Annotated in this window: 1 CRISPR repeat array. The window is 46.1% G+C overall.

Annotation, left to right across the window (positions count from 1 at the left end):
• Nucleotides 1-55 precede the first annotated feature (55 nt).
• A CRISPR array of direct repeats spans nt 56-3,538; the repeat unit is 37 nt; unit sequence CATCAAGAGCAAGTTCCACGAAAACAAGGATTGAAAC.
• Nucleotides 3,539-3,714 lie beyond the last annotated feature (176 nt).

The following is a 3,714-nucleotide window of genomic DNA, read 5'->3' on the forward strand; positions in this document are numbered from 1 at the left end:
ACGAAAACAAGGATTGAAACTCGTTACGACAAATGACAAACCAACCGAGCCCCTGCATCAAGAGCAAGTTCCACGAAAACAAGGATTGAAACTGTGTTTTTGTGGTGAATATAGATCGGTCAATGGCTCATCAAGAGCAAGTTCCACGAAAACAAGGATTGAAACACCAGTGCTTTGCCTCTCCACTGGACCAGCGCGGTGACATCAAGAGCAAGTTCCACGAAAACAAGGATTGAAACAAGGCATATCCACTACCATAAACATGTATGGAGATGCATCAAGAGCAAGTTCCACGAAAACAAGGATTGAAACCGGTCGATTCAACGGGCTTCAGGACAACCACATTCACATCAAGAGCAAGTTCCACGAAAACAAGGATTGAAACATCTGGATAGCCTGCGCTTCGATGACGTCTAGCCGGCATCAAGAGCAAGTTCCACGAAAACAAGGATTGAAACACGCGAGCGGCGGTAACATTGTCACTGCCTCTCTTCTGCATCAAGAGCAAGTTCCACGAAAACAAGGATTGAAACAAAGCAACGATGTATCGAGCCTGGTCCCAATTTACCATCAAGAGCAAGTTCCACGAAAACAAGGATTGAAACGATATGGTCGTACCCATACCAATTTTTCGGATCGGGCATCAAGAGCAAGTTCCACGAAAACAAGGATTGAAACCCTGAGATGGCAAATGAGATGGCCCGACAACAGGAACATCAAGAGCAAGTTCCACGAAAACAAGGATTGAAACCCGGTATAGCTCGACCCCAGCCCACCATAGCCCCAGACATCAAGAGCAAGTTCCACGAAAACAAGGATTGAAACGCAGCATCGGCAGGCAAGCAGGTAGCCAGTATGCTCATCAAGAGCAAGTTCCACGAAAACAAGGATTGAAACATCAGCCGGACTTTATACCTTCCATTCGATCGCTTCCATCAAGAGCAAGTTCCACGAAAACAAGGATTGAAACAAATAAGGGGGATCAGTATAGATCAGGTTAATAGAACATCAAGAGCAAGTTCCACGAAAACAAGGATTGAAACTTCCCCAGGTACATCCCGGCACCATGAGAATTCCGGACATCAAGAGCAAGTTCCACGAAAACAAGGATTGAAACAATAATTTGAATGTCATCTCTCGCCCTCCTCTATCATCAAGAGCAAGTTCCACGAAAACAAGGATTGAAACGTGTCGAGATCTTCGATGTAGTTCTGTGACCATGCTCATCAAGAGCAAGTTCCACGAAAACAAGGATTGAAACAAGAGAGCAGCGGCATCTGCTTGGGCAGAGATGGCTGCCATCAAGAGCAAGTTCCACGAAAACAAGGATTGAAACTAGGTAGACAATCCGCTCCCGGCAAGATAAGTGGTACATCAAGAGCAAGTTCCACGAAAACAAGGATTGAAACTCCGGTCATCTCCCCCCAGGGTGAACTGATAAACCACATCAAGAGCAAGTTCCACGAAAACAAGGATTGAAACTATCGTCAGATGAATGTCACCCATGGCCACGGTTGGCCATCAAGAGCAAGTTCCACGAAAACAAGGATTGAAACAAGAGCCCGACGCAGGCCCCGGACTGGCGGAAACCATCAAGAGCAAGTTCCACGAAAACAAGGATTGAAACAAGAGGAAAAGGGCTAGGTGTAATCTAAGCCTCCACATCAAGAGCAAGTTCCACGAAAACAAGGATTGAAACATCGAAATCTCGTTCCTGGCGGGCACAGTGACCCTCATCAAGAGCAAGTTCCACGAAAACAAGGATTGAAACACTTTCCTGCTGAGACAATCGACTCGATAGCTCTCCACATCAAGAGCAAGTTCCACGAAAACAAGGATTGAAACTAGGTCTGGCAGGGAGATTGGGCTTCTGCGGGGCCATCAAGAGCAAGTTCCACGAAAACAAGGATTGAAACCGCTTTTCCGCCTTCTGTTCCAAGCACGAGTTTCACATCAAGAGCAAGTTCCACGAAAACAAGGATTGAAACCCCCGTTCGCCTTCGTGAGAGGTGAGCGGGATATTCCATCAAGAGCAAGTTCCACGAAAACAAGGATTGAAACTAGCCCTCTCTGAGAAGATCAGCAGAATATTTTGACATCAAGAGCAAGTTCCACGAAAACAAGGATTGAAACCTGTGGACCCTTTCGGACAGTTCGCCGAGAGTTTGCATCAAGAGCAAGTTCCACGAAAACAAGGATTGAAACATAGCATTCATATTGGTGGTTGGCTTCCTGGTGGGGGCTGCATCAAGAGCAAGTTCCACGAAAACAAGGATTGAAACCCCTGGCCGCGCGACTATCGCTTCCAGGATATCTAGACATCAAGAGCAAGTTCCACGAAAACAAGGATTGAAACACAGAGTTTGACTCTTTGTCCACCTCCAGCGTCATCCATCAAGAGCAAGTTCCACGAAAACAAGGATTGAAACCACGGGCACGGTGAAGAATTCCATCCTGGTGAGCAGCCATCAAGAGCAAGTTCCACGAAAACAAGGATTGAAACGGAAATACAGAGGATAGCTGGAGCGGCAACCGCAGAACCATCAAGAGCAAGTTCCACGAAAACAAGGATTGAAACCCTCGACTGCACCACAGACTCTCATTGCCGCACCAGCATCAAGAGCAAGTTCCACGAAAACAAGGATTGAAACACAGGATGGGCTGGCGGGAACCTAAAAGCAGGCAACTCATCAAGAGCAAGTTCCACGAAAACAAGGATTGAAACGATGGTGGGGGATAGATCCCCGACGAGCCAGTGATGAGCATCAAGAGCAAGTTCCACGAAAACAAGGATTGAAACCCGATATATCAGATGGCACCTTCCCGGGCCATTATGTGCATCAAGAGCAAGTTCCACGAAAACAAGGATTGAAACCATCTGAAATAGCGAACGTGGCTCAAGTGGCTGGATCATCAAGAGCAAGTTCCACGAAAACAAGGATTGAAACCTGGTGGATTGAAGCCTCTGCCTGGAGGTCTTCATCATCAAGAGCAAGTTCCACGAAAACAAGGATTGAAACGTCCATCGCCCTGATCCGGTAGATAGTCGGATCCTGGCAGCATCAAGAGCAAGTTCCACGAAAACAAGGATTGAAACATCTGATCTCGGCTTTAAGCTTCAGATCAATAACCCCATCAAGAGCAAGTTCCACGAAAACAAGGATTGAAACCCCAGGGACTTCCAGCTGGATACTTCGTCCGAGTAATCATCAAGAGCAAGTTCCACGAAAACAAGGATTGAAACTACACGATATTTTCCGAGACGTTTATATTCGGAACGCATCAAGAGCAAGTTCCACGAAAACAAGGATTGAAACTCTGTTACTGTCAGGAGACGCGGTCAGACAGCATTCATCAAGAGCAAGTTCCACGAAAACAAGGATTGAAACAGTTGGTCAGCTGCATCATAATCAGATCGAGAATGCGCATCAAGAGCAAGTTCCACGAAAACAAGGATTGAAACTCATAGCACCTCTCGATTTCATATGAAATTAATGTGAACATCAAGAGCAAGTTCCACGAAAACAAGGATTGAAACAAGAAGTCAATAGCGAACTCCCTGAAGAGGGCGATTATTGAGGTGAAGAAGGCATACAGCGACTTCAAGCCCCTGTATGATGAGCAATTCTTTAAGCTTGAATCAACTATCACGTGATCAAATGGAGATCTATCTCGATGAATCTGGAAGCCTTGTGTCAACGCCGGGATAAAACT

Source organism: Methanosaeta sp. UBA356 (assembly GCF_002496465.1).
Taxonomy (GTDB): Archaea; Halobacteriota; Methanosarcinia; order Methanotrichales; family Methanotrichaceae; genus Methanothrix; species Methanothrix soehngenii.